The 26,890-nt window shown below is 46.1% G+C and carries 25 protein-coding genes; 12 read left to right on the forward strand and 13 right to left on the reverse strand.

Going from position 1 to position 26,890, the window contains the following annotated elements; all coding sequences use genetic code 11:
* Positions 1 to 96: 96 nt before the first annotated feature.
* The 4 genes from EC604_RS11210 to EC604_RS11225 form a co-directional block, all read right to left on the reverse strand.
* Entirely contained in the window at positions 97 to 831 is a 735-nt protein-coding gene (locus EC604_RS11210) for a DsbA family oxidoreductase (RefSeq protein WP_123064263.1), read from the reverse strand.
* A gap of 88 nt (positions 832 to 919) precedes the next feature.
* On the reverse strand, positions 920 to 1,345 hold the full coding sequence (locus EC604_RS11215) for a cytidine deaminase (protein ID WP_123064264.1): 426 nt from the start codon (positions 1,343 to 1,345) through the stop codon (positions 920 to 922).
* A gap of 60 nt (positions 1,346 to 1,405) precedes the next feature.
* On the reverse strand, positions 1,406 to 3,457 hold the full coding sequence (locus EC604_RS11220) for an LTA synthase family protein (RefSeq protein WP_123064265.1): 2,052 nt from the start codon (positions 3,455 to 3,457) through the stop codon (positions 1,406 to 1,408).
* A gap of 274 nt (positions 3,458 to 3,731) precedes the next feature.
* Positions 3,732 to 4,883, reverse strand: coding sequence for a THUMP domain-containing class I SAM-dependent RNA methyltransferase (locus EC604_RS11225; protein ID WP_123064266.1), 1,152 nt, complete (start codon positions 4,881 to 4,883; stop codon positions 3,732 to 3,734).
* A gap of 298 nt (positions 4,884 to 5,181) precedes the next feature.
* Between EC604_RS11225 and EC604_RS11230 the strand changes: the two genes are divergently transcribed.
* Entirely contained in the window at positions 5,182 to 5,814 is a 633-nt protein-coding gene (locus tag EC604_RS11230) for an O-methyltransferase (RefSeq protein ID WP_123064511.1), read from the forward strand.
* A 106-nt stretch (positions 5,815 to 5,920) separates the two neighbouring features.
* On the opposite strand, the gene EC604_RS29720 is transcribed toward EC604_RS11230, so the two are convergent.
* Together EC604_RS29720 and EC604_RS11235 are read right to left on the reverse strand one after the other, a co-directional pair.
* A complete protein-coding gene (locus EC604_RS29720; protein WP_151458069.1) occupies positions 5,921 to 6,142 on the reverse strand; it encodes a hypothetical protein in 222 nt (73 codons plus the stop codon).
* A 132-nt stretch (positions 6,143 to 6,274) separates the two neighbouring features.
* A complete protein-coding gene (locus EC604_RS11235) occupies positions 6,275 to 7,486 on the reverse strand; it encodes an asparaginase (RefSeq protein WP_123064267.1) in 1,212 nt (403 codons plus the stop codon).
* A gap of 418 nt (positions 7,487 to 7,904) precedes the next feature.
* Between EC604_RS11235 and EC604_RS11240 the strand changes: the two genes are divergently transcribed.
* Positions 7,905 to 9,107 carry a cytochrome P450 gene (locus EC604_RS11240; RefSeq protein WP_123064268.1) on the forward strand — a complete coding sequence of 401 codons (1,203 nt, stop codon included), beginning with the start codon at positions 7,905 to 7,907 and terminating at the stop codon, positions 9,105 to 9,107.
* Between the two features lie 119 nt (positions 9,108 to 9,226).
* Here EC604_RS11240 and EC604_RS11245 read toward each other — a convergent pair whose 3' ends face one another.
* Positions 9,227 to 10,447, reverse strand: coding sequence for an MFS transporter (locus EC604_RS11245; protein WP_123064269.1), 1,221 nt, complete (start codon positions 10,445 to 10,447; stop codon positions 9,227 to 9,229).
* 203 nt (positions 10,448 to 10,650) lie between these two features.
* Here EC604_RS11245 and hemE point away from each other — a divergent pair, with 203 nt between their 5' ends.
* The 6 genes from hemE (at position 10,651) to EC604_RS11275 (ending at position 17,116) form a co-directional block, all read left to right on the forward strand.
* Positions 10,651 to 11,715, forward strand: coding sequence for a uroporphyrinogen decarboxylase (hemE, locus tag EC604_RS11250; protein ID WP_123064270.1), 1,065 nt, complete (start codon positions 10,651 to 10,653; stop codon positions 11,713 to 11,715).
* Positions 11,708 to 12,658, forward strand: a complete 951-nt coding sequence (hemH, locus tag EC604_RS11255) for a ferrochelatase (protein ID WP_123064271.1) — start codon at positions 11,708 to 11,710, stop codon at positions 12,656 to 12,658. Before hemE ends, hemH begins: the two co-directional genes overlap by 8 nt.
* A complete protein-coding gene (gene hemY, locus EC604_RS11260) occupies positions 12,658 to 14,085 on the forward strand; it encodes a protoporphyrinogen oxidase (protein WP_123064272.1) in 1,428 nt (475 codons plus the stop codon). The genes hemH and hemY overlap by 1 nt, the downstream gene beginning before the upstream one ends.
* Before the next feature lie 138 nt (positions 14,086 to 14,223).
* Positions 14,224 to 15,630, forward strand: a complete 1,407-nt coding sequence (locus tag EC604_RS11265) for a CapA family protein (RefSeq protein ID WP_123064273.1) — start codon at positions 14,224 to 14,226, stop codon at positions 15,628 to 15,630.
* Positions 15,631 to 15,657: 27 nt separating this feature from the next.
* Positions 15,658 to 16,410 carry a glycerophosphodiester phosphodiesterase gene (locus EC604_RS11270; RefSeq protein WP_123064274.1) on the forward strand — a complete coding sequence of 251 codons (753 nt, stop codon included), beginning with the start codon at positions 15,658 to 15,660 and terminating at the stop codon, positions 16,408 to 16,410.
* Positions 16,411 to 16,483: 73 nt separating this feature from the next.
* Positions 16,484 to 17,116, forward strand: a complete 633-nt coding sequence (locus tag EC604_RS11275) for a fumarylacetoacetate hydrolase family protein (RefSeq protein WP_123064275.1) — start codon at positions 16,484 to 16,486, stop codon at positions 17,114 to 17,116.
* Positions 17,117 to 17,264: 148 nt separating this feature from the next.
* Here the strand turns inward: EC604_RS11275 and EC604_RS11280 are convergent, their stop codons facing one another.
* The gene (locus tag EC604_RS11280) at positions 17,265 to 17,669 is read right to left on the reverse strand and encodes a hypothetical protein (protein WP_123064276.1); all 405 of its coding nucleotides are present in this window, start codon (positions 17,667 to 17,669) and stop codon (positions 17,265 to 17,267) included.
* A gap of 238 nt (positions 17,670 to 17,907) precedes the next feature.
* Here EC604_RS11280 and EC604_RS11285 point away from each other — a divergent pair, with 238 nt between their 5' ends.
* From EC604_RS11285 to EC604_RS11300, 4 genes are all read left to right on the forward strand, one after another.
* The gene (locus EC604_RS11285; RefSeq protein WP_123064277.1) at positions 17,908 to 18,717 is read left to right on the forward strand and encodes a DUF92 domain-containing protein; all 810 of its coding nucleotides are present in this window, start codon (positions 17,908 to 17,910) and stop codon (positions 18,715 to 18,717) included.
* A 14-nt stretch (positions 18,718 to 18,731) separates the two neighbouring features.
* Positions 18,732 to 19,310, forward strand: coding sequence for a TetR/AcrR family transcriptional regulator (locus tag EC604_RS11290; protein ID WP_123064278.1), 579 nt, complete (start codon positions 18,732 to 18,734; stop codon positions 19,308 to 19,310).
* Between the two features lie 69 nt (positions 19,311 to 19,379).
* Positions 19,380 to 21,317, forward strand: coding sequence for an ABC-F family ATP-binding cassette domain-containing protein (locus EC604_RS11295; protein WP_123064279.1), 1,938 nt, complete (start codon positions 19,380 to 19,382; stop codon positions 21,315 to 21,317).
* A 179-nt stretch (positions 21,318 to 21,496) separates the two neighbouring features.
* Entirely contained in the window at positions 21,497 to 22,441 is a 945-nt protein-coding gene (locus EC604_RS11300) for a hypothetical protein (protein ID WP_123064280.1), read from the forward strand.
* Between the two features lie 196 nt (positions 22,442 to 22,637).
* On the opposite strand, the gene EC604_RS11305 is transcribed toward EC604_RS11300, so the two are convergent.
* The 5 genes from EC604_RS11305 to EC604_RS11325 form a co-directional block, all read right to left on the reverse strand.
* Positions 22,638 to 23,678: a M42 family metallopeptidase gene (locus tag EC604_RS11305; protein WP_123064281.1), complete on the reverse strand. Its 1,041-nt coding sequence runs from the start codon at positions 23,676 to 23,678 to the stop codon at positions 22,638 to 22,640.
* Positions 23,679 to 23,781: 103 nt separating this feature from the next.
* A complete protein-coding gene (locus tag EC604_RS11310; protein WP_123064282.1) occupies positions 23,782 to 24,168 on the reverse strand; it encodes a LapA family protein in 387 nt (128 codons plus the stop codon).
* Positions 24,169 to 24,302: 134 nt separating this feature from the next.
* Positions 24,303 to 26,093: an oligoendopeptidase F gene (gene pepF, locus EC604_RS11315; RefSeq protein ID WP_123064283.1), complete on the reverse strand. Its 1,791-nt coding sequence runs from the start codon at positions 26,091 to 26,093 to the stop codon at positions 24,303 to 24,305.
* Between the two features lie 257 nt (positions 26,094 to 26,350).
* Positions 26,351 to 26,536 (reverse strand): hypothetical protein, encoded by a 186-nt coding sequence (locus tag EC604_RS11320; protein ID WP_123064284.1) that lies wholly within the window; start codon positions 26,534 to 26,536, stop codon positions 26,351 to 26,353.
* A gap of 3 nt (positions 26,537 to 26,539) precedes the next feature.
* Complete coding sequence (locus tag EC604_RS11325) at positions 26,540 to 26,773, reverse strand: hypothetical protein (protein WP_090924721.1); 234 nt, start codon at positions 26,771 to 26,773, stop codon at positions 26,540 to 26,542.
* Positions 26,774 to 26,890: the final 117 nt, after the last annotated feature.

Consider the following 26,890-nt stretch of genomic DNA (forward strand, 5'->3'; position numbering starts at 1 on the left):
TTTAGGTTGTTTGTTAGTGTGTAGAGGGGGACAGCGGCAGTAAACTTAAAAAGCAGCAAGGTCATGAGCATAGCCATGATCCTGCTGCTTTTTAAGTTAGTTAGAAGGTTTGTTTTGAGGAACCTCGCAACCTTCTTCTGTGCATACACCGTTGCTATCTGATGCGGTATCGTTCGATTCAACAATGGTGAACGGGGAGCGTTCATCCCATGCTTTTTGGAGAGCATCCAGGAAGACATCGTCAGGCTGCGCTCCGGAAACGGCAAATTTGCGATCGAGAACGAAGAATGGAACACCCCGGATGCCGAGCTGTGCGCCTTCTGCCTGGTCAGCACGTACGTTATCGGTATATTGATCGCTGGACAGAACGGCAATCGCAGCTTCGCGATCCAAACCTACCTCCTGAGCAAGATCAGCGAGTACTTGAGCATCACCAGCGTGTTTGCCTTCAATAAAGATGGCGTGGAACAAACGCTCACTCAGATCAAGTGCTTTACCTTGAGTATCTGCCCAGTGGGTCAGACGGTGAGCGGCAAAGGAGTTTGTTGGAATCATGGCATCAATATTATATTCGAGCCCTGCTGTACGAGCATTGGCATTCATCTGTGCATTCATCCCGCGAGCTTGTTCCTCACTAATGTTGTACTTGGAAGTCAGATAGTCTATATTTGTTTTTCCGCTGTTCTCTTCTGCGTTAGGATCAAGCTCAAAGCTTTTAAATTGTAACTTCACTTCATCCCGATGAGGGAATTTTTCCAGTACATTTTCTAGACGGCGTTTGCCGATATAACAGAAAGGGCACATGAAATCAGACCATACTTCAATATTCATTGGTTTAAAACCTCCATTATGTTCCTAATTGAAACTATTACAGTTACAATTATAAAGCGACTTTCGAATTTTCGCAAGTTATTCGGGTTTATTTGTTCGAGTAAGCCTTTGTCCAATGGTTTGGTTGAAGCTCATTTAATGTTTTGAAAACAAGCTGTCCGGAAGGATCGTATACAGCTGCTTTGACGTCCCCTCCCCAGTAAAAGAGACGTTCCTGGCAGATTCCGCAAGGTGTAAGCACTTTGAATCCGGTACTTTCGCCATCGCGCGCTACGCAGAGAGAGTGGGTTACCCGCTCATTTAATTTATGAGCTTCCAGATAAGCGCCTGTTTCCATGCAAAGATGCACTGCATCGTTGATGACCTCTGGGGCTACGCTGATGAGCAGAGATCCAGCATCGGTGTATACAGCACCTGCCCCGCCCCAACCTTGGGGGTACCGCTCTTTAACGAACTCGGTAGCAGCATCATAAAGTTTTTGTTCGATATCGTGTGCATGAATGTTAGATGACATAAGATGAGGCTCCTTTATAAAAGAGTGTGTCTGACATGTATTTCGTTTTTCTGTATCTGATTATTTTTTCGAAGAGTTCTCGGTTGCGTCTGCTGGATGTTCCTTTTCCTCACGGAATTGACGAATCAGATCGTAGGTAATGAGCGTATCAGACACATGCAGACGTTTTGAAGCTGTTTCAAAACCGACCTTGCAGGCGTTGATATCCGTCTTTTCGTGAGTGGATTGGTCGTAACAGGCTCCGTTTGCATAAAGGTAATCATCTGATGGAATATAGAACACTTTACTGTCTGTGAACGAACCGTTACGCAGCACTACCGTACGTTCCGTGTCGTTGTACACATTGTTTCCCATGTGATAATAGGATTCATCCGATATCCCTAGCAAATGCAGCACCGATGGTGTAATATCCAGCTGCCCTGACGGTTTATCAAAGGTACCGGCTTCAGCTCCGTCTGGTAAATGTACCAGCAGTGGAACCTCATTCATGATCTGTGCCATATCAAGGTCGTTCAGCTTACGGCCTAGAAATTTCTCATATAGAGCTTTGTCGGTAATCGAGCTGTCATGGTCACCGTAGAACATAAAGATGGTTTTTTCCCATAACCCCCGATTCTTCAGATCTTCCACCATACCACCGATTGCGGCATCCACGTAGTGAACAGACTGCAGATAATTTCCGAACATTGTACCTTGGAATTCACCCACATCCAGCTGCTGTTTCTCTTTAGGCAGAGAGGCGTAAGGGTGATGACTGCTAAGCGTGATGAGGAATGAATAAAAAGGTTCCTTCGCCTCATTGCTCATTTTCTCCACGGACTGCCGGAAAAAAGATACATCTGACAATGACCAGCCAAGCGGGTCATCTTCGACGAAATCATTTTTGCTGTAGAACTTGTCGTATTTCATATTCTGATACATCGTATATCGGTTCCAGAACCCGCTCTCGTAGGCGTGAAATACGTTGGTGTTATAGCCATGATCCTTCAAAATGGAAGGCAACGAATCGTACATATGGTCTGCATATCGTACAAATGCTGAACCTACAGGAAGAGGGTGCAGAGAGATGTTGGCGCCGAAGTCGGCATCTGACGTTCTTCCCTGTCCAGTCTGGTGATAAAAGTGGCTGTAATACTGGCTTTCTTTCATCAGTTCATTGAAGTGGGGGGTGATTTCCTGCCCGCCAATGCTTTGTCCAATCATAAAATTCATAAAGGCTTCGCCTTGCACGATAATAACGTTGCTATCTTTATATTTTCCGTATAACGGCTGGTTGTTCTGTCCTGCACTTGACTTTTGTCGATCTGCAAAATAAGCTTTGACCTCCTGGATATCGGCGGGATCAGCTTCGGGGCCGGAACCCATATTATTTTTGACATAAGAGTACGTATCATAGCCGTGAAAAGCGAGTAATCCGGTTACGTTGTACATGGATACATTCCACCAATTGTTATCAAACAGCCCTTTGGCCCAGGTTTTGCTGTAATAATAGATAGGTCCGGCACCAAGGCCCAATCCCAGAATGAGCGCTGTGACACCTGCCAACAGACGGCGGCGGAGACGCTTTTTAGGAGATGTGGAGGAAGTGAAAGAGTAACCGCCGTAACTACCGATAGAACTGCTTGTGTACATCCCTGACGCTTGACCCGAGCGATAACGTCTACTGAACAGCATTAAGGCTGCAAACGGAATAACAATGAACAAATCGGCAAAAAACCATATATCACGGGCATAGATTAAAGTGGCAATGCTGTCTCCGAGTGCGTCCACCTGTCGTGCCTGTAGGAGCACAGGAATGGTAAGGAAATCCTGAAAGTAGCGATAATAGACCATATCCGCATAGATGAGTGCAGTAAGAAATAAGTGAAGGATCGTAAGTGCAGCAACCATGCCCCTACGAGGCAGCCACCAGACCCAGAAGGACAGAAGTAGCAAGGAGCCGATCGCAATCACTTTGTCGAGCAGTCCCATGGTGATGTTATACGCGTGCAGATTGTGATGCAGCAGCATCAGTTTAAGCAGGATAAGTACTGTGAAAATAACATATAGCGTCAATGGGTGACGCAGAAGCCCGAGCGTTCTGGAACTCCGCATAGGCTGACTGAAAACCATCTTGTTTCCCCCTTTTTGTGTATTTGTTCATGATTCGAGAGGATGAGGCTGTAGATTAAAGATTGTTATTTATTTTGTTAACGGAATGTAAAACAGGACTTCATATATTATAGCGTGACCGCTTCGCATTTCAACTATGCTCATCTTCATACTCGCCTGTCATACAGGCCTTCTTATAAGGTAGGAAGTCTGCTTTTGTTGGGTGTTCGGTGATCAAACAAAAGAAAAACGCTCCAACCGTAAAGGTCAGAGCGTTGCTTAACCATAATTATCTTTAAGCTTGCGGTGTTTTGTTGCGCGGTGGCAGTGGCCCCAAATATTGATAGTACTGGGTTTCAATCCGTCCATTGAACAGTTTGCGACGCTTGTCCGCTTTATGTCCGAAATACTCTTCAAATGCTTTCGTGGAGGTGATGGCAAAAAACGACCACGTTGGCATATCTAGATAAGAGCGACCAAGGGAACGGAGCAACTTCTGCACTTCTTTTTCTTCACTCAGACGTTCGCCATAAGGTGGGTTGGTAATGATAACCCCATATTCCCCTTGAGGTCTGGCCCGGTGTGCTGGCAGTACACTGACTTCAATATCTTTGGCAAAGCCAGCACTTTTGATCGCCGCTTGCGCAACCTCAATCGCTTCAGGATCGATGTCGCTACCTGAAATTTGCAGAGGTACATCGTCACGCACGGCATCAAATGCTTCCTCGCGTGCTTGTTCCCAAAGCTCAGCAGGAATCACGTCCCAGTTCTCGGAGTTAAATGTACGACGAAGCCCTGGCGCGATATTCCATCCAATCATGGCGGCTTCAATCAGCATGGTGCCTGAACCGCAGCATGGATCGTAGAACGGGCGGGAAACATTCCAACGACTAAGCTGAATCAGAGCAGCTGCCAGTGTTTCTTTCAGTGGCGCTTCTGTAACAAGTTTGCGGTATCCGCGTTTATGAAGTCCTGGGCCTGTTGTATCCAGTGTAATCAGAGCGCGGTCATTCAACAGAATCACTTCGACCACATAACGGGCTCCATTTTCAGGGAACCATTCAGTGTGATGCGTCAGCTTCAGTTTTTCAACAATCGCCTTTTTGACAATACCTTGGGAAGCAGGCACACTGCTCAGTTGTGATTTCTGTGATCGTCCTTCAACCGGAAATTCACCGTTTGCGGGAATCCACTCTTCCCACGGTAGTGCTTTGGTGCCCTCAAACAATTCATCAAATGTGGTTGCAGGGAATTCACCCATATTAACCAGCACACGATCCGAACTTCTCAGCCACAGGTTACAGCGACAAATATCAATATAATCTCCTGTGAAAAATACCCGGCCATTATCGACCCTAGCGTCCTCATACCCCAACTGTTTCAGTTCCCGGGCAACAACGGCCTCAAGTCCCATCGCGGAGGTTGCAATCAATTGCAATCGAGCCATGTGAATTCATTCAACTCCATTTCAAGCCGCAGCTGGCGTAAGCTTCCCGCGGCGAATATAGTAACGGTGCGGCCTTGCCGCTTTCCGTGAAAAAACTTACAATGAGTAATGCGGCTTAACCGCATAGACATCAATGCAGATTATTCGTTTTTGTGCGTAGAGTACACTGTGTTGATACCAAACATTTATTATAAAACATTGGCATCCATATGAAAAGCTATCCAAGGCATTTATAAAGAAAGCTGTCTAGGGGCATTGATATGGAAAGTAGTCCAGATGTGCAAGGAGGAACTTCGTGGTGAATCTGACCCCGGACGAATATGTAAATCAATTATTTCAAGAGGATGAGCTCTTGTTAAAAGTAAAAGAGGCCATTCGAGCGAATGGCATGCCGGAGGTTTCGGTGGCTGCGGCGTATGGACGCTTGCTCACCTTTCTGGCCAAAACCTCTAAAGCTGAGGCTGTGCTCGAAATTGGTGTGCTCGGCGGTTACAGCGGCATCTGCCTTGCTCGTGGGCTGAGCGAAGGGGGACGCTTGACTTCCCTAGAACTGAAAGAAGAATACGCGGCTATGGCTCGTGGACATTTGGAGGAAGGTGGGTTCGGCAGTCAAGTCGAGTACCGAATTGGGCCTGCGGCAGACAGTCTGGAGCAACTGGCACAGGAAGGACGTACCTTTGATTTCTTCTTTATTGACGCAGATAAGGAAAATTATCCGGTTTATCTGGATTATGCAATTCGCCTTGCGCGTCCAGGTGCAGTCATCGTAGGGGACAACTGTTTCCTGCGCGGTCGCACGCTTAATCCGGACAAGCAAGGCCCGGCCGTGCTTGCTGTGCGTCGTTTCAACGAGCAGATGGCAAGTGACCCGCGTTTGGTTACAACCATGCTTCCGGACTATGACGGTTTGGCACTGGCTTGGGTGAAATAGATCATTTGAACTCCGTTGAAAGCCTGCTTGAAAGCCAAGTTAAATGTGAAATTAGATCGTGGTGACATGTAGTTTTAATTTATGCCTTTTGCATGTGTCATACAATTCACTTGAAAGCGTCCGATACAATACGGGTACCTGTAATGGTTTCGAAATAGTCTACCTTCAAGCTTCGTAACGATGACAAAAGTTCGACCTCGGCCTTTGTATGATCAGGCAACGGATAATGTATAGCCGAATAGTTGGTATGCAATTCGGGAGTGAAGGTTGTGCCACCGCTGATGAATCCAGTGCGGGGATACTGAGATTCGAGGAAAAAGTAATCCATATGTGTTAATGTTCCTTTCCGAATGTTGTCTATTATTCATTATAAAGGATAATAGGATGGGGAAAAGGCCAAAGCAGGATGAACCTCTGCTTTGGCCTTTTTACGTACATCTGGCAATTATTTTTCGATGACTTATACTTCTGGGGTGCCATATGTTTCGAACCATTTTTTGATCGTATCAAAATCATCACTGAAAGACAGTCCGAGCATTAAAAGAATCCTTGCTTGCTGTGGACTGAGGTTATCCCCGGCAATGATGCCTTTTCCTCCGCCATACACGCTGCCTGAACCAGTTCGGGTTGTCGTGACGAAAATAACCCCTTCTTCAATAGCCTTCGTACGGGCTTGCCCCATTGCCCTGGAAATTCCGCCTGCCCCTGTGCCTGAGGTGACAATGCCTTTCACTCCATTTTTCACAAAACCTTCGATCGCTCCGCCGCCGGCTTCTTGATAAGAGATGGCGATCTCCACTTTGGCAAGATCGGCTTTGGTAATTTTGCTAAGGTCAAATGCAGGTTTCGCTGTGCCCTCCGGTTTCATAGCACGAGCCGGAGCGCGATAAATCCGAATGTTCTCTTCATCAATATAACCCACTGCACCGAGCATTGGCGTTTCAAAAGTGTCTGTCCGGTAGTCGTTGGTTTTGGTTACCCCACGTGCAAGCTGAATCGTATCATTCAGCATCAAGACGGTGCCAAAAGATTTCGTGCGGCCGCTGCCAGCCAGCTTAATTGCATTGTAGAGATTCGCTTGGGCATCAGAGCCAATGACCGTCCAAGGTCGCATTGAACCTGTGATGATTACAGGTTTGTCGCTTTGTACGGTCATATCAAGGAAGTAAGCAATTTCCTCCATCGTATCTGTACCTGTGGTTACTACCACGCTGTCATATTGAGCGAGAGCTTTATCCACAGTTTGAGACAAGTCGTACAGGTCAGCCATCGTATAGGAGCCTGAACCGGAATTGCCGAATTGAAGTGTGCTCACATCCGCAATTTTCTGTTTGTCCGGCAAGTCTTTGACCATATCAGCAATAAGAAGTGTGCCGGCCTTATAGTTTTGGAAGCTGGTTGCGTCTTCCGATTGTCCTGCAATCGTTCCACCTGTACCGATTACAAGCACATTAGGAAGTGAAGATTGTTTGGAGGATTCAGGCAGAGCGGGGATCGTAGTGTTACGTGTAGGACTTGCTGGGGTGGTCTGAACATTGCCTACTGTACCCTTAACCTCAACTGTAGCGGCTTGAGCGGCATAAGTTCCTATTGGAGACAGAGAAAGGGTTAGTGCGGTTAGTGCAGCGGTACTCCATACGGCCCAAGGGCGAAGGTTAGATGATTTTTTCATGCTGATACACTCCTTCAAGTAATTTTTGTGTGAGGTATTCTCTTTTTTTATGTAAGTAGATTGAGATAATAATATTTGGTGTTAGATAATATAACAAACATAGATTCATACAGAAATAACGCTTACAATCAATGTTTTTAATAGATAAACAGATATTTAATAGGGAAAATGGCTGAATTTAAATTTTTATATATTCTTAGTTAAAAGGTGAGAGAAGAGGAAATCGTAGAAAAACCATTACTATATGTTATCTAAATTAACATAGTTATCTTTCGACATTTACAAGGGTAGTTGGTAGCATACGCTGGGACGAGAGACTTATTTACGCTGAAATAGTTGGAATCCCTATCCAGTTGTGGTTATAATGAATAGGAACATATATGTAAATAAATATATATTAATGATTGGAGGAAACACGATGAAACAAGCACCCCGAAAATATGCCAATTACATTCCTATTCGGGAATTGCACAACAAGGAGCGCCAATTATCTCCCTTCCAGGTGTATGCAGAACTTCGTGAGAACACTCCAGTCCGATATGATGAGCATCGTGAATGCTGGGATGTTTTTCGGTACGAAGATGTGCAGTATGTGTTAAAAAATCCTAAGCTGTTCTCTTCTGAACGTAACCGTGCCGGTACCAGCATGTTAACGACAGATCCACCGAAGCACAAACAGCTTCGTGACTTGGTCAATCAGGCGTTTACGCCCAAGGCGATAGAGGCTCTTGCACCACGTATTCAGGAAATCACGGATGAGCTGCTGGCTCCGCACTTGTCGGGTGGAAGGATGAACCTGATTGATGATCTTGCAACGCCACTACCCGTCATCGTTATTGCTGAACTGATTGGTGTTCCGGCTACAGATCGGCGTGAATTCAAAGAGTGGTCGGATGTGCTTGTGAAAGGTGCACGTGATGACAGTGAAGAGGCTTTTCAAGAGTTGGAGAAGGAAAAGCTGAAGAATATACAGGAGTTATATGCCTATTTCACAGACATTATGGAACAGCGTCGTTTAAAGCCTCAAGACGATCTTATCTCTTTGCTATTAGATGCGGAGATTGAGGGCGAGAAGTTAACGGAGGAAGAAGTGGTCAATTTTTGCATTCTCCTGCTGGCTGCAGGGAACGAGACAACTACCAATTTGATTGCAAATGCAGTGCGTATTCTATCTGAACAACCCGAACTGCAAGAGGAGTTGCGTGAGCATCCGGACAAGGTGGCAAGTGCCGTAGAAGAGACACTGCGTTATTATCCGCCGATTGTAGCCATTGGACGTGTTGCGAGGGAAGATATAGAACTAGGAGGCAAGGCGATCAAGGCAGGTGAGCAGGTTATATCCTGGGTTGGGGCTGCCAATCGCGACAGTGTACAGTTTGAACGTGCAGATGAGTTTGTGTCGAATCGTAAACCCAACAGGCATATGGGATTTGGATTCGGAATTCATTTCTGCCTTGGTGCACCGCTGGCACGTCTGGAAGCAAGAGTGGCGTTGCATACCTTACTCCAGCGTATGGAACGGATACACTTAGCTCCTGAAACGACCCTGGAGCCGATTCAAAGCGCTTTTGTATTTGGAGTAAAGGAATATCCGATTCAATTCAATAAACGACGAGTATAGTAGAAAAGCCGCTCTCAGGCCAGGAATGGCGCTGAAGCGGCTTTTTATGCTTATTATGGTTTGCGATGAGTGTGTGGAACGGTATGCTCTTCTACAATATTTCTGTTCCTATAGAACATTTAAGTCGTTTTTGATTCCTCCATACGGACAGGTGTTTTGTACAATTTGAATCGAACCCATACCATATTGAGCAATAGTAGGCCGCCGGATACGATAAAGAGTCCCTCAATACCTATGAAGCCGGCGAGGAATCCGCCAATGACTGCGCCCAGCATATTACCGAGAGCAAGTGTGCTTGTGTTAAAACTGAATGCCCGGCTAATCATGTTATCAGGGGAATACCCCCGAATCAATGCGTTTACGCTTGGAAGCAAGCCGCCCATAAATATCCCCATCACAAAGCGAACAAGGATGAGTTGCCACACCGTTTGCACGAAAGCTTGCGGAATAAGCATGATCCCGGTTCCGATCAGTGAAAAAGTGAGGACTCGGTGTGATCCAATCCGGTCACTGAGTTTTCCGAGTACCGGAGACATCGCCATATTGGATATCCCTGTAACTGCACCGACCATACCTGCCCAGAAGGCTACGTCCACTGCGGTTCCATGCAGTTTTTGTACATATATGGGCAAGAGCGACATCGGACTGATCATTGCAAATTGCAGCAGGAACGTCACAGCGAATAGTGCCGGCAGCTGAGGTAATTTGCTAAGCTCCTTCAAACCGGATAATACCGATTGATCTGGCAACTTGGCAGCTTTTTCACGGTCGAACGTCTCCCTTACGAGGAACATCGCAAGCATAGAAGCTACAAAGATGAGCCCGCCTGTAATGTAGAAAATAGGACGGAACCCCACCGCATCCGCAAGCAGGCCGCCAATAAGTGGACCCAAAATCGTACCTGCCACCTGACCGGACTGGCTGATCCCCATCGCAAACCCCATACGATCCTTTGGCGTTGTGCCTGAGATCAGAGCAACAGCTGCAGGGTTGAAGCCAGAGATGGTTCCGTTCAGCAAGCGCAATAAGAGAAGTTGCCAAGGGTTTTGCACGAGACCCATCAATGCGATAACAACAGCCATACCGAAGCCGGAGCGAAGCAGCATAATTTTTCGTCCGTATTTATCCGACAACTTGCCCCAGAGCGGCTGAAACAAAAAAGAGGTGAGGAAATTGGCTGCAAAAATAAATCCGGCCCAAATTCCAATTTCGTGCTCACCTACAACGCCCAGATCTCTGGCAAGAAACAGCGACAGAAAAGGCGTAATCATGGTCATGCCTGCATTGACCAGGAATTGTCCAAACCAAAGCACAATGAGATTGACTTTCCACGTTTTCAAAGTGCTTTCACTTCCTTTCAAAGATTTTTCTGTAATTCTCAAAAAAAGCGATTCTTTTATTATATCACAAATGGCATATCCATGAGGGGTGTAACGAATGTCATAGTATTGTCACTTGGAACACATCCCCATATGGTTGTTACGGCTGTATAAAAAGGGCATAATGGTAGTTATGAGTCCAAAAACTATTGGAGGCTTCTTACATGAGCTATAATGATCGACTGATTCGGGCTAGTTTCAAACAGCAGGTTGACCGTGTGCCGGTATGGTATATGCGCCAGGCTGGACGTTACGATCCTGAATATCGCAAAATTAAAGAAAAGTACTCCTTGCTCGAAATATGCCAGCAACCTGAACTGGCGGCTGAAGTTACACTCATGCCTGTACGTAAGCTGGGTGTGGATGCGGCTATTTTGTATTCCGATATTATGAATCCGGTTGCTTCGCTTGGCATTGATTTTGACATTGTAAAAAATATAGGTCCGGTGATTGATAACCCCATTCGTTCGGCTGCCGATGTAGATCGTCTACGTCCCATCGATGTGGAAGGGGACTTGTCTCACATTCTGGAAACCATTCGTATTTTGGACAAGGAACTTGACGTTCCGCTAATTACATTTGCAGGGGCTCCGTTTACGATTGCAAGTTATCTGATTGAAGGTCAACCTTCCAAAGGATATATTCGAACCAAAACGATGATGTACAGTGAGCCGGAAGTGTGGCACAAACTGATGCAGAAGCTTGGCGATATGGTCATTACATATATTCGTGCTCATATCGCAAATGGCGGTAAGGCATTTCAGTTATTTGACAGCTGGGTAGGGGCGCTCTCTCCCAAAGATTTCAAAACGTATGTGCTTCCAACGATTACTCGTATCTTTACCGAATTATCTGATTTGAATGTACCGAAAATCTATTTCCCTGGAGTGGCCTCAGGTGAGTTGTTGCCAACCCTGCAGGATTTGCGGGCGAATGTCATCGGACTTGACTGGAGAGTTTCCATATCAGAAGGTCGTAGGCGCTTGGGCGGGAAATTTGCGGTGCAGGGTAATCTGGATCCGTACATCCTGACTGCCCCAATGGAATTAATCAAAGAACAGGCGAAAGCAATCATAGATGAAGGGATCAAGGACCCGGGTTATATTTTCAATCTGGGACATGGCTTGTTCCCGGAAGCTTCTCTTGATAAATTAAAAGAACTCACAGCTTATATTCATGAATATTCAACAGAAGCTTTGAAGACGGGAGTGACGGTTAGCAATGACTAATACTGTAGGCGTACTGGTGATGTCATATGGCACACCTGAAAATATGGAAAGTGTTGAGGCGTATTACACACATATCCGCAGAGGGCGTCCGCCTGAGCCGGAACAGCTGAAAGAACTGAAAGATCGCTATGAAGCGATTGTTGGCGGCGTGTTCCCTTTGCGCGAGAACACAGATAACCAGGTGAGAAACCTTCAGGAGACGTTGCAAAAGGATGAGCGTCGCGGCGAGGTTGGATTCCGCTGTTATCAAGGACTGAAACATGCTTATCCTTTTATTGAGGATGGTGTGGAACAGATGGCGAAAGATGGCATTAAGAACGCTATTGGCATTGTGCTTGCGCCCCATTTCTCCACCATGAGTGTAGGCAGTTATATTAAACGTGCACGAGAAAAAGCCGAAGAACTTGGTATCCAGATGTCCTTTATTGAAAGTTATCATTTGCATCCGAAGCTCATTCAGGCTCTTTCTACGCGAGTAAGTGCTAAGCTTGATGCATTCGAGGAAGCGGGAGCGAAACGCGGAGATGTTAAGGTACTGTTTAGTGCTCATAGTCTGCCCGCACGCATTGTTGACATGGGTGATCCTTATCCGAATCAATTGCTGGAAACTTCCGAGGCCATTGCTTCCCGAGTGGGGATTGCCAACTGGCAGTTTACTTGGCAAAGTGCTGGGCGGACTGCTGAACCTTGGCTCGGCCCGGATATTCTGGATACACTCCAAGAGCTTTCGCGCGAACAAGTGGAAGATGTGCTCGTAGCTCCAATCGGTTTCGTCTCGGATCATCTGGAAGTATTGTATGATCTCGACATTGAAGCCAAAGCGATTGCTAAAGAAATGGACATGCGGTTGATGCGCATTGATTCGCTTAATAGTGATCCGTTGTACATGGAGACATTGAGCGATTCTATTATTAGCCAATGGCAGCAAGGGTCTGATAACTAATGGAAGACAAGAAAAGACGTATTGTTATTGTCGGCGGGGGCCTGACAGGCCTCAGCGCGGCATTTTATATCCGCAAGCATTACAGGGAAGCTGGTTTTGAACCCGCGATTACCTTGCTTGAGAAGAGTTCGTCTATGGGCGGCATGATCGAAACGCTGCATCGGGACGGATTTGTAATCGAGAAAGGTCCTGACTCTTTCCTGGCTCGTAAAACAGCGATGATTGATCTGGCAAAGGAACTGGAGATGGATCATGAACTCGTCAGCCAAAACCCGGAGTCGAAAAAAACATATATTATGCAGCGCGGTAAGCTTCATCCCATGCCAGCGGGTCTGGTGTTAGGCATCCCGACAGAACTGAAGCCTTTTCTGAAAAGCGGGCTGGTCTCTCCGGCGGGCAAGCTGCGAGCGCTGATGGATTTTATTATTCCACCCAAGCGTACAACAGAGGATGAATCTCTCGGTTATATGATTGAGCGCAGGCTTGGCTCAGAAGTGCTGGAAAACCTGACTGAACCGCTTCTGGCGGGCATTTATGCAGGAGATATGCGAAAGCTCAGCCTACAAGCGACGTTCCCGCAGTTTGGAGAGGTGGAGCGGGATTATGGCAGTTTAATCCGAGGCATGATGACAGGACGTAAACCGACTGAGACACATACAGGCACCAAACGGAGTGCGTTCCTGAACTTCCGTCAGGGGTTGCAAAGTCTTGTGCATGCGCTTGTCCATGAGCTTCATGATGTGGACCAGCGTTTGAATACGGGCGCCCAATCCTTGGAGCGTGTGGATGAACGTAACGCCAGATATCGGGTTGCACTCGATAACGGACAATTTTTGGAGGCAGATGACGTTGTAATCACCGTGCCGACTTATGTGGCTTCTGGGCTTCTAAAACCGCATGTGGATACATCGGCGCTGGATGCAATCAATTATGTATCTGTTGCTAATGTCGTTCTGGCCTTTGAGAAAAAAGAAGTGGAACATGTCTTCGACGGTTCAGGGTTCCTGGTGCCACGTAAAGAGGGACGTAATATTACGGCCTGCACGTGGACATCTACCAAATGGCTGCATACCAGCCCGGACGACAAAGTCTTGCTTCGTTGTTATGTGGGCCGCTCTGGAGATGAACAGAATGTGGAGCTTCCGGATGAGGCGCTTACGGAGCTAGTCATGAAAGATCTAAGAGAAACGATGGGTATTCAAGCAACGCCGATTTTCTCCGAGATTACTAGATTGCGTAAATCAATGCCGCAGTATCCTGTCGGCCATCTTCAGCATCTTGCTAACCTTCGTAAAGAGCTTGGAGAAAAAATTCCGGGTGTTTACATTGCAGGGGCTGGTTATGAGGGTGTGGGATTACCGGACTGTATCAGACAAGCGAAAGAAATGTCCATACAGGCCTCCGCACAGCTGACCTCGACGAACTAAGAGTATGAATTATAGATCCGCCGTCTCCAATGTAGCAGCATCTACAAAAGGGGCGGCTTTTTTTATAGGATGTACATCCAGAATATGCTTGATATAATGGTAAGCATATGGATCTATTGTTAAGAAGAGGAGTTGCTTATGTATCCCCCAAGGTCACAGCGAAGCTCGGAAAAGAAAAAAGTAAGACGAACCCGTAATACAAAAATCAGGATTGTAAATGTAATATTAATTCTAGCAATTGGTCTTATCGGCTTATATTACCTCTTGAACACACGTGAACAGCAACCTTCCCAGCCTGCCAATTCAGAGGTTGTACAGCAGGATCCGCCCTCAGGGGTGAACGATAAGGGTGGGGATGCATTGAACCAGCCCGAACCTGACGCTGATTCAGCTGAATCACCGGATAAAGATGCTGCTTCGGTAGATGGGAAACCAAATGCAAAGCCGGACGATGCTGTAAACAACCCTGAATCGGGTACGGGCGAAACATCGGGGGCAGGTAGCGAGAAGCCGGCAACCGGAACAAAGCCTGCAAATACTGGCAAGGGGAACTCGGGTAAGACAGATGGTGATAAGGGAACTCCTTCAACGTCTGATTCATCCAAGGATGTCACCATTCATTTTGTTGGCGACATTCAATTTTCCGGAAAAATTGCAGAATTGCTGGAGAAGAACGGATACGATTATCCATTTGCCAAGCTTGGCTCTATGTTTCAGAGTGACGATTTAACGATCGGTAATCTGGAGACTCCGGTGACCCATGGTGGTACGGGGGCTGCGGATAAAACCTATGTTTACAAATCCTCGCCCAAAGCGTTGCAAGCTATGTCTGCGGCAGGGTTTGATGCCGTTAACCTGGCAAACAATCACATTCTGGATCAAGGTGTGGAAGGGCTCGTCGATACGTTAACGTATCTTAATGATTACGGTATCGCACATGCTGGTGCGGGTATGAATGGTACGGAGGCTTATGAACCTGCCTATTTTGAGCGCAAAGGCATGAAAATTGCTTTGCTTGGTTTCAGTCGGGTCGTTCCTGTAGCTAGCTGGAAGGCAGACGGGAATCGGGCTGGTGTAGCGGAAGCGTATGACTCTACAAGAGCGATCGCAGCGATTCAGTCTGCGCGTAAGAAGGCCGATCTGGTTATCGTCGTCGCGCATTGGGGGGAAGAGCGTGTGAGTACCCCTAATGCCGATCAAACGAGGCTGGCGCATGAGTTTGTGGATGCGGGTGCTGATCTGATTATTGGCGGTCACCCTCATGTTTTGCAAGGGCTTGAGTACTACAAAGGCAAATGGATTGCATATAGTACGGGGAATTTTATTTTTACGAGATCGACGAATGAAGAAACGTGGAAAACAGCTGTCTTTCAGGCGCGTTGCAGTCGCGAAGCGGTGTGCAGTATGAAGGTGATTCCGTATGAAGCGGCTCTTGGGCAGGCTGTGCCAATGCTTGATGAGGCGAACCGACTTCTGCTGGAGCAGATGTCTAAGATGTCATCAGGCGTTCGAGTGAACGCAGATGGAACTGTAGTGCCTAACTAAGTAGCGTTTTGCTGAGGAGAGATGATGATGAACAATCTATGTGTAGCCCATCGTGGATTTTCTTCCATTGCACCAGAGAATACGATGGCCGCATTTAATATGGCGATGGAAAGACCGGAAGTCCAATGGATGGAACTGGATGTGCAGTTATCACGGGACGGCGTTCCTGTAGTGATCCATGATTTCACACTGGAGCGTACGACGAATGGTAAAGGGCGAGTTAAGGATACCGATTGGTCTATCTTGAAACAACTGGATGCAGGATCATGGAAAGGCAAGAACTACACAGGCGAGCGTATACCTTCCCTGAGCGAACTCTTGGATCGTTCCTGCGGCAAAGTTCGATTAAATATTGAATTGAAAACACAAGGAGACATGTATCCCGGTCTGCCTGCAGCGGTGATTCACGAAATCAGAAAAAGACATATGCAACATGATGTTGTCATCACATCGTTTGAGCCAGCTGCATTGGTTGAAGTGAAAAAGCTTGCTCCTGAGTTAGAAACGGGTCTTATCATTGATGCCAAACCAGGGGATTTGCTTGCGGTACTCCAACAAATGCATTGTACGTTCCTCTCCATCGGATACACCAATGTAGACAAAGCGTTAATGAACGAAATGAATGCTGCAGGCATTCGAGTGATGGCGTGGACAGTAGATGACAAGGCAAGTATGAAAAAGCTGGCTGCGATCGACCCAGATGTAATGATATGTACGAATCGTCCTGATGTCTGGGAAGACGCGTTTCAGGAGACGAGTAGCCGCTTTTTCAGACCTTAAGGTAAACTGAAGTTGAACGAACAAACGAAGCAATGAACGAAGTAATGAATCCAGTAAAGGTGGTTACAACTCTATGTTGACGAATATTCGCAATGTATATTGTGTAGGACGAAACTATAAGCTTCATGCGGAGGAACTGGGTAATGCCGTTCCGGATGAACCGATGATTTTTATGAAGCCTTCTCATGCAGTTGTGCCATTGAACGGAGAGTACTTAGAATTGCCAGCTTCTAAAGGCGAAGTTCATTATGAGGCTGAATTGGTGATTCGCATTGGTCAGGATTACAAGCCAGGAGTGGGTGTCGATGAGCTGGTCGATGCCTATGCATTTGGTATTGATTTTACGTTGCGTGATGTACAGACAGTGATTAAGAAAAAAGGACACCCGTGGACGGCTGCCAAAGGATTTAAAAATGCTGCACCCATCACACCCTTTCAGACATTTCCTGGAGCAGCGGCGCTTCTCGAAAAAGATTTCACCTTGACAAAGAATGGTGTTCAGGTTCAGCGAGGCAATATCGTCAACATGATCTTCAGTTTGCAGGATATTGTGGATTATGTAGGTCATCATTATGGCCTCGGGCCGGGGGATATCATTTTCACAGGTACACCTGAGGGAGTGGGAGCTGCGCAGCCGGGAGATGTGCTTGAGCTGGCATGGGCCGGTGAATCATTAGGAGCATGTACGATCAAGGCAGCGGAGTAATTGAATCAACGCTGTAAGCCGCAAGGTGAATTGCTATAGAGCACAAACACGAATCAAAACAGTTTCGTGTTGACAGGAGGGGCGTAATTGCGCTCCTTTTTGCGTTGCGCTGCCTTGAAGTTTTTAATACATCGAAGCGAAATTTGAATTAGATATATGCTCTGTTCGCACTCTCTGCGATCAACTCCGCAATTTCCATGGACTGAAGAGCGTGTTGCTCAGAACTGATACTGCCGCTAGCAAGGCGCTCATCCAGTTGTGTCTGGAGCTGTTTGATCTGAATGGCAACGACCTTTGCTAAATCACCCCCGCTACTCTCTGCAATCGTTCGTAACGAATGCCCTTGATACAGCTTCTCCGCCAGTTCCTCTTCGGAAGCCTGATTCAGTGCACCCAGCAGATCATCATCTTCATTCTCATTGCTGTTATCCAGGTCGACAATAGACCATTTGGGTTCGGGAATGGGGGAGATGGTTGATTTACTCCATGCGGAGCCTGCGAAAGACATCGTTACAATCATTGTACCTAGTATAAAAACCCTTTTCATATTCATCGTTATTATGCTCCTTGTTTTGTGTTGTGTATGAACCGAATTGTAGTTGTTCAATTGATCTTGTTGGTTGAGCTAGCCTTATTGTAACTCCGAAACCTGAAGTAAAACTTAAAAATGAATTAGGATTTGTCTAGCTGCATGTTCAGTTTCTGCTTTGGTGTCAAACCGTGGTATAATTAACATTCAAAAATATATAAACGTCATGTGAACGGTATTGATGTCACATGCAGGAGAACCTATGGATTGGATTATTGGTGCTGTGTGCGCTTCTCTGGTAGCGGGGGCCGCTTATGCAAAGAGATCGCTAACCCTGTCTGGATGCCTTGCCGCAATCCTGATGGGTACGATATATTACGGGGCAGGCAATCTGTTCTGGTTTGGCACACTGTTATTATTTTTCATCACGTCAACGCTGCTTTCCAGGTTTCGCAAAGACCGCAAGCAGGAGATGGAGAAGTCTTATGCCAAGACAGGTAATCGGGATGCCGGGCAAGTGATGGCTAATGGCGGTATAGGTATGCTGTTATGTCTGGCAAACTGGATCATGCCGCATCCAGCGTGGTTGTATGCTTTTATCGGGGTTATGGCAACAGTCACCTCAGACACATGGGCAACCGAAATCGGAAGCCTCAGTCGCAAGCCTCCTCGCTCTGTACTCACATGGAAGATACTAACCCCCGGAGCCTCGGGAGGTGTTTCTTTATTAGGGAGTTCAGCTGCTGCACTTGGCGGTATTGTCATTGGTGTGGGGGCATTTGTTTTTGCGTCGATTAGCGGATTGGAACAAACAGGCTGGTTCGGCTGGACCTTGGTTGGACTGATCGGTGGGCTAGCAGGAGCGTTCGCGGATTCCTATCTTGGTGCAACCGTGCAAAAGATGTATCGTTGCACAGTATGTGGCCGAGAAGTTGAAGTTCATGAACATTGTGGTCAGCCAACATTACAGGCTCGGGGCTGGACCTGGATGAGTAATGATCTGGTCAATGTGCTTAGTTCTGTGATTGGTGCATGTATAGCTATAGGTTTAGGTAGTATTTTGGCGTTGTAAGGAGGGGATACAGGTTGAATACGGTACAGGGAGACAAATCGGAGGTCATTCTGGATGCGGCCTACGGCATATTTGGATCGAAAGGGTTCTATGAGACTAAAATGTCCGATATTGCCGATGAGGCTGGCATTGCCAAAGGCACGATTTATCTTTATTTTAAAAGCAAGGAACAACTGTTTATCGCTGTAACCAAGCGGGATTGTAACAGTTTTATCAGTCGTTTGGAATATGCATTGCAAGCGCACGAGAACACGGGTGACAAGCTTGGCGCGATCGCCAAAACACATCTGACCTATTATTATGAACGACGCAATCATACAAAGTTATTTTTTATGGCACCCAATAATGACCCGGATTTGATGAAGTTTATGAAAGCTTTTATGAACGAGTATATGAGCATGGTATGCAAAGTTCTGGAAAGTGCAGGTGTACCAGAGCCGGCGCTGCTTGCTGAAGCGTATATCGGTATTCTGGATCGGCTGAAGATGAATATCATGCTGAATCCAGAGTTCAATGAACAAGATCTGAACAAACGAATCGCTTTTGCGGCGGCGCTATTTTTGGACGGATGCCGTTCCTTTTTGCGAGTATAAGTAGGTTTGCTAGAGCGTGTATTAGAGGATAGAGCATTTCAAATTATAGAGAAGTGTGGGTAACGGGCAATGAATATAATGACGGTAGAACAGATTGCAAAAAGTTATGGCGAGAAAATCCTGTTTAAGGATGCTTCCTTTGGTATGGCGGATCAGGATAAAATCGGTGTTGTTGGTGTAAACGGCACCGGTAAATCGACGTTTTTGCGCGTTATTGCAGGTATGGAGCCTGCGGACGAGGGGCAGATCTCCATCGGCAATGATGTACGCGTGCAATTTCTGGCACAGAATCCGGATTTTAATCCGAGCAATACCGTATTGCAACAAGTATTTGAAGGCGACAGTGCCGAGATGAAAACTGTGCGTGAGTACACGGAAACGATGGAATTGCTGGAATTAAACCCATCCGATACGGCCTTGAACGAACGTCTGATGCGCCTGAACCAACAAATGGAGCAACTTCAGCTTTGGCAGATGGAGAGTGAAGCGAAGAGCATTTTATCCAAGCTGGGTATACAGCAGTTCGATGCAGTAATGGGAACTTTGTCAGGTGGACAACGGAAAAGGGTTGCGCTTGCTTCCGCGTTAATCCATCCTTGTGAATTGCTCATTCTCGATGAGCCCACGAACCATATCGATAACGATTCCGTCGTGTGGCTGGAGCAGTATTTGCAGAAACGCCGTGGCGCATTACTGATGATTACGCATGATCGCTACTTCCTGGATCGTGTGGCCAATGTCATGCTGGAACTTGATCACGGGCGTTTATTCCGATATGAGGCGAATTATACGCGGTTTCTGGAGCTGAAGGCTGAACGGGAAGAACGGGAGTCGGCTTCAGACCAAAAGCGGAAAAATCTGCTACGAACCGAACTTGCGTGGATTCGCCGCGGAGCTAAAGCGCGGACAACGAAACAAAAAGCGAGAATTGATCGTTTTGAACAGCTCAAGGAGCAACAGGGTGTTCAACGTTCGGGTTCCCTAGAAGTGTCTGTTGGTTCTACACGTCTGGGGAAAAAGATAATGGAGATTGAACATCTCTCCAAATCTGTCGATAGCCGCAAGTTGATCGACGATCTCAGCTATATTGCTGTACCTGGCGATCGCGTAGGTATTGTAGGCCCGAATGGTAGTGGTAAGTCTACTTTATTACAGATGATTTCAGGCCGATTGCAACCGGATGCTGGAGAAGTTGTTCTAGGGCCAACCGTGAATCTGGGTTATTTCACTCAAGAGCATCAGGAGATGGATGAAACGCTGCGAGTTATCGAATACATCAAGGAAGTGGCTGAGAATATAAAAACAGCAGATGGTTCATTGATCACTGCTTCCCAGATGCTCGAGCGCTTTTTATTCAACCCCACCGCTCAATGGACACCGATTGCTAGGTTGTCTGGCGGAGAGAAACGTCGTTTGTATCTGCTTCGCATTTTGATGGCTGCTCCGAATGTACTGCTACTGGATGAGCCGACCAATGACTTGGATATTCAGACACTTGCTGTGCTTGAAGATTATCTGGATGATTTTCCGGGCGTTGTGTTCGTTGTATCCCATGATCGCTACTTCCTTGATCGTACAGTGGACAAAGTGATGGCATTTGAGGGGAATGGCTCGGTGCGTGTGCATGTGGGGGATTATAGTGAATATGCGGAATGGATGCTGAAAAATGCCTCTGGAAATCAAGAGAGCGGTGCGAGTGCAGCCAAGAAACAGGTCACTGAGAAAAGCTTTGAAGTTTCGACTCCCGCTACAACGCAGGCAAAACCTAAATTAAAATTCAGCTTCAAGGAACAGCGTGAATACGATCAAATTGACGAAAATATCGAAAAGGCTGAAGCAAACCTTGCCCGGATTAACAAGGAGATGGAAGAAGCCTTTAGCGATTCAGCGCGTCTGCAAGAGTTGATGGCAGAGCAGGCTGAGGCTGAGCGTCACTTGGATGAATTAATGGAACGCTGGACTGTGCTTAACGAGCTAGCGGAGCAGATTGAGCAAAACAAATCTTAACGGTTTTTGTAAGCAAACCATACCAATGCCTTTCTTCATAAGGCGGCGTAATGCCGCTTTGAAGGAGGGTATTTTTTGTTTAAATAATATTTATGCATTAGACGTCCAAGATAAAAGATGAAACGTTACCCTTGTTTATTGCGTTTTATTAGTAATGAATTCCATAGAAGGGAGAGAGCGTGAAATTGATCAATAATGTAATTAATGAACAACTCGCCATGCTTAAGGAAAAAGGAAGAATCTATGAAAAATGGACGAAACGACTTCATAAGCTTCAAGAGGAGGAGAAGCAGTGGGAAGCGAAGGTGGAACGTTGTACCTTAGCTCTTCAGAAGGAACAGAAGGACGTGGATCGGCTGAACGGCATGAGCTTGGCCTCATTTTTCTATGATCTGATCGGCAAGAAGACGGAACGTTTGGAGAAAGAAGAGCTTGAACTGCTGGAAAGCAAGTCAGCTTATGATACGGCATACCGAATGTTACAGGATGTACAAGAGCAACGGATTCAAGTTGAGCAAGAACTTCAAAGACAATCGCAATATAAGTTCTGGGAGAGTGACTATCAGGTTTTATGGGGGAAAAAAGAGCAAGGCTTGCTTAAGCAGGATGAAGAACTGCAACAATTGGCCGAAGATCAGGAACATCTGGCGAGCGAACTTCAGGAGCTTAACGAAGCTCTCAGAGAAGGAGATTATCTGGTATATGCACTTGAACGTGCAGAGAAAGCTTTAGAATCAGCAGGAAATTGGGGGATCTATGACATGATGGGGGGAGGTACTATCTCTACGCATATCAAGCGCAGCCGTATGGATGATGCACAAGTGGCTATAATGGATGCAGGCAAACGTCTGCGTCGTTTTCAGAAGGAATTAGAAGATGTGGAGATGGCAGTAAACGCCGATTTGAATTTGGGTGGTCTACTGTCCTTTGCGGACTATTTCTTTGATAACTTCTTTGTGGATTGGATGATTCAGGATAAAATTCGCAGCGCCGAAAAACAGGTGAAACATGGACTAAGCATGGTCCGACAGACAATACAGGTTTTACAGAGGGAAATTAAGGATCACGAAGCCCGGCTTCAAGTTCAGGAACGTCGATATCGCGAGTATGTGGAACAGGCCTAATCATGATCTTATCTATGTGGCTATATGGTTCCAATAATAAAGGACACAACTTTCACACGCTGTTGATGCGTTGAGAGAATGTGTCCTTTTTAATATTGAGCATGACTTCATTAATAAACTGATTGAACTGAATCAAAGCAATAAACAAAGCGAATGTGAATGAAGAAGTAAGAAGTAAGTTACCTTCATTCCATCCTTACTTCGTAGTAATATATGCAGCAAGTAGCTTGGCTGTATTGATAACCGCGCTTTTGTGCGTGCGTTCCATAGAGTGAGAAGCGTGAACGCCAGGGCCAATCAGGGCAGCGCGAATATTGTTTCCTCCGCGCAAGGCAGCACTGCCATCAGAGCCATAGTGGGGATAAATGTCTACCGCGTAGTCCATACCATTTTGTTTGGCCAGCTCAATAAGGCGGCTTGTCATATCGTAGTCATAAGGACCGGAAGAGTCTTTTGCACATATGGACACATCCGTTTCTTTACAGCTAAGATCATCACCCATGGCACCCATATCCACAGCGATCATTTCGCTGATATCTGCTGGGATATATGCAGCTCCGTGTCCAACCTCTTCATAGTTTGATATCAACAGGGAAACGTTATGTACGGGCTTCCAGCCTTCACGATGAGCGGATTCAAGGATGCCGAACAGGGCAGCTACACTGGCTTTATCATCCAGATGGCGAGATTTGATGTAACCGCTTGGTGTAATGACAGCCCGGGCATCAAAGGAGATAAAGTCCCCTACACTAATACCTAGCTTTAATACATCTTCCTTGGAGGTTACGACCTCATCAATTCGAACTTCCATGTGATTTTCCGAGCGTTCAAACGTACGGGCATCAGGGTATACGTGCACGGATGGATGCAGAGAAAGAATCGTTCCCGTATAGACCTTGCCGTCTCTTGTGTGAATGGAGCAATATTCGTTCTCGATGCTATGCATCGTAAAACCGCCAACAGAGGTCAGTTTTAACGTGCCATAAGAGGTGATGGACCGCACCATGGCACCAAGCGTGTCTACATGCGCACTTAAAGCAATGGTTCTGGAAGGCTCTTCACCGGGCAAGGTGAGCATAGCCCCGCCTTTGTTGTTCAGTTCACAGGAAATGTTCAGGGAACCCGCTTCCTTGCGAATCATCTCGATAATGTGGTGGGTGTATCCGCTAGGGCTGGGTGTATCCAGTAATTTTTTCAAAAATGACAGAACGTAAGATTCATCAATAGTAAAACTCATCGTTGTTTTCCTCCTTTGTCTTACAGGTACAGGACAAATAGAATACAGCCTGTCTGGGAGAATGTATGTCCATTCCAATCTACCAGCAGGCTGTTTCTGATTTCTACAACGTACCTGTATTGTTACCTTTTGGCTGAGTCTGGATTGAATCGTTGTGCAGCTGGTGATCGTGTTCAGGTTCAGCTGAGCGGGTGGAATCCATGTTATCGTACGAAACGGATGTAGTAGCGCTGGCAGCAGAAGCTTCCAATTCAGCTACGCGCAGATGCAGGCGTTTATTCTCCCGTTGCAGTCGATACTGACGGTAAATCCCGTAAGAACCTACAATAATACCTCCAATTAAAGTACAGCCTAAAATAAGCAAAATCAATGGAACCCGAACCGTATTGAATAGCAGGTTAACCTGAACAGAATCTACATTGATGACTGCGAAAATCCCTGTCAGCAGTGCAAAAACAAGACCTGCGATAAGTGCCCATTGCATTTTCATGATGTTGCCTCCTTGTTGTGAACCGATTGCGAACTAGAATGCATTACCCTTTTTCAAGCGTACTGCATCTCGCTTGATTATAAAATCCCTTGCCCTTCCGGGGCAAGGGATATGAATTACAGGGGATAGCAACCTTATTTGGTTAACTGTTCCATCTGCTCGATCAATTCTTTGAATACACTCATCGCTTCGCGAATAGGCTGCGGTGTTGACATATCCACACCCGCTTTTTTCAAGATGTTGATGGAGAAGTCGCTACCGCCACTCTTGAGGAACCCGAGATAACGATCGACTGCAGGCTGGCCTTCTTCCAGAATTTGCTTCGAGAAGCTGGTTGCAGCCGAGAAACCTGTAGCGTATTTATATACATAGAAGCTGTTATAGAAGTGGGGAATACGTGCCCATTCCATCTCGATATCTTTGTCAACGACCATATTTTTGCCATGGTACTGTACATTGAGATCATAATAAATTTCTGACAGTAGCTGTGGTGTAAGAGCTTCGCCTTGTTCTGCGCGTTCATGAATAATTTTCTCAAACTCAGCAAACATGGTCTGACGGAATACCGTAGTCCGGAACTGATCTGCATAATACGTAAGTAAATACAGTTTTTCCTTCGGATCTGTGGATTTATTCAACATGTAATCCATCAGCAGTGCCTCGTTAGTCGTTGATGCTACTTCTGCAAGGAAAATCGTATACTGTGCATCACGATAAGGAAGGGTTGTATCCGAATAATGGGAATGAAGCGCATGACCCATCTCATGTGCCAATGTGAACATGCTGTTCAGATTGTCCTTATGGTTGAGCAGTACATATGGGTGAGTGCCGTAAGCACCCCACGCGTATGCTCCTGAGCGTTTGTTCTCATTTTCGTACACATCAATCCAACGATTATCATACCCAGCCTGAAGAGCCTCTGCATACTCCTTGCCAAGCGGCGCCAGACCTTCCTTGACTGTCTTTTTAGCTTCGTCGTATGTGATGTCCATCTTGTATTCATCCACGAGTGGAGCGAATAGATCATACATATGCAGTTGATCCACACCAAGCAATTTTTTGCGGAGATCCATATAACGGTGCAAGAGTGGAAGACTTTCATGGATCGTATCTACCAGATTGTTATAAACATCCGTCGGGATGTTGTCACCATACAGGTTCATTTCCATTACTGAAGGATACTTACGCACGTTGGCATAAAACATATTTTTGGTTACGTTGGCATTCAGAGCTGCGGCAATCGTATTTTTCTGTTTGGCATAGGTTTCATATACTGCTTTGAAAGCACGTTCCCGAACTTCGCGGTTTGGATTCTCCAGAAACTGAATGTAGCTGCCATGTGTTAGTTCAACTTCTTTTCCATTCTCATCCTGAATACGTGGAAACTTGAGATCCGCATTGTTCAGCATGCTGAAAATGGTCTGCGGTGCTTGAGACAGATTGCCAACCTGAGCAAGCAGTGCTTCTTCCGCCTGGCTTAACACATGAGCCTTTTCCCGTTTCATCTCTTTCAAGGTAAAGGTATATGCGGAGAGCTTCTCATTCTTAATAAGGGCGTCAAGCTCTGAATCCGGTAAAGAAAGAATCTCAGGTGTGACAAAGGAAAGAGCTTCGCCTACCCGTACTCCGAGTTTCTGAGCTTTTTGCGACAGGCTTTGATATGTAGGGTTTGCTGTGTCTTCATCCTGATGCATGCGGGCGTATACGAAAAGTCGTTCAAGCTTGAGTCCGATTTCGTCTTCAAATTCAAAGCTGGCTTTTAGCACGTCAGGCTGATTCAATTTACCTTGAAATTCGGAGGCTTTTTTCATCATAGAAGATACTTCTTCATACTCCTGATCCCAAGCCTTCTGATCGGCATATAAATCTTCAAGTTTCCATGTATGCTCTGCTGGCACCTCGGAACGTTTCAATAGTTTACTCATGGGAATCCTCCTTTGATTATGTGCTGAAAATACGGGCATAGCCGCCTTCGTCTCCTGTGCTAGCGCAACAGGAGACGAAGGGATAAGACTAAGAGCCAGAAGAACAGATAACGATTTCTGATATTTCAACGGCCTTCCTCCTTACCATACGAATAATTCAGAAAAATGAATTCCCAATTACTTCGTATAGTATGACCTGAGCACAGCCGAAATATTTGAGAGCCTTGATCTGTTTACAGACACGTTGAGTGTTTGTATCAGGCTCCCATGTTATAGAGGTAATATACGATTAGAAAAAAGGCGAAGCAGACGAGCAACGTAGCGATTAGAGCCATTCCCCTTCTTAGACGATCCGGAACGGAATTACGTCCCAGGATCAGCGCAAGCCCGAGTGCGAAGGCAAGAATAATAAAGATAACAACATTGCCTGAATCAAGCTGCATCGATTAAACTCCCTTGAAGGCAGCCATTAACGCACGCCATTCCTCTTCGCGATTTTCAAAATCCTCTTTCGGGAAACGACGCTCAGCCCAATGCATTAATGCAGGACGGCTGAGGAATGTGTGGCATTCTTCGCCCCATTCTTCAGAAATTTCCCGGAGAACGAGATATTTGCCTTGTACTTCTACAGTCATCATATTCCACTTATCTGTTTTGTATATTTCGTGTTTTTTTATCATAGGTAGTCTCCAAACTAACGGTTTTGGTAAAATGATACCGTACCCTACGATGCAAAGCAAATTTTTTCATCAAATATGGAAAAGATAAATTGCAAAATGGAAGCCCATACAGTATAA

Source organism: Paenibacillus amylolyticus (assembly GCF_003719335.1).
Lineage (GTDB): Bacteria > Bacillota > Bacilli > Paenibacillales > Paenibacillaceae > Paenibacillus > Paenibacillus amylolyticus_D.